2 protein-coding genes are annotated in these 871 nt (G+C 30.0%); both read left to right on the forward strand.

The window, feature by feature from the left end; genetic code table 11:
* Window positions 1-491 (forward strand): glycosyltransferase (locus E5A76_RS15655; protein WP_161119480.1); only part of this gene is annotated, 491 nt, incomplete at its 5' end.
* Between the two features lie 3 nt (window positions 492-494).
* Window positions 495-871: sugar transferase (locus E5A76_RS15660; RefSeq protein ID WP_161119481.1), on the forward strand; the 377-nt coding region annotated here is incomplete at its 3' end.

Consider the following 871-nt stretch of genomic DNA (forward strand, 5'->3'; position numbering starts at 1 on the left):
TACCAATAATATCTGCAGCAAAAAAATTAGAAAAAAATTCGAATATTCAATTTGTTTTTACTGGTGATGGAGAAAAAAGTTCCGAGTGGAAAAATGCTGCAGAAGGTTTATCAAATGTAATTTTTACAGGCTGGGTTGATAAAGAAGGATTAAGTTTTCTTTCTTCAATTGCGTCGATTGGCCTTATGGCTTATCGAAAAGGAGCGCCGCAAGGTCTTCCGAATAAAATTTTTGAATATTTAGCTTCAGGAATCCCAATTTTATCTTCTTTAGAAACTGAAACTAAAGATGTATTATCTAAATATGAAGTTGGTTTAACCTATGATGCTCTAGATTATAATGACTGTATAAATAAACTTGACTCTTTAATTTCTAATACAGAAAAGTTATCACAAATGAAGAGCAATGCATTATCTGTTTTTGAGAAAGAGTTTTCTGCAGATATCGTATATTCTAATATCATAAAATATTTTGAGTCATTTAAGGAGTAGACCATGTTTAATAAAAGCTTAAAGAGAATTTTTGATTTGTTTTTTTCTATTGTAGGTATTATTTTATTTAGTCCTTTTTTTATTATTATACCGATTCTCATAAAGAGAGAATCCGATGGTCCGGTTTTATTTAAACAAGATAGAATTGGTATAAACGGTAAAATTTTTAGCATTTATAAATTCAGATCAATGGTCGTTAATGCTGAAAATATTGGTGGAGGATTATTTAATACTGCAGATGATCCACGAGTAACTAGAGTTGGTAATTTTTTACGAAATACTAGTCTGGATGAAATTCCGCAGTTTTTGAATATTCTGAAAGGTGATATGAGCTTTGTTGGTCCTAGGCCTCCTGTTACTTATGAATTAGGAGATTATAA

This window comes from Photobacterium lucens, from assembly GCF_009873615.1.
GTDB classification, from domain to species: Bacteria; Pseudomonadota; Gammaproteobacteria; order Enterobacterales; family Vibrionaceae; genus Photobacterium; species Photobacterium lucens.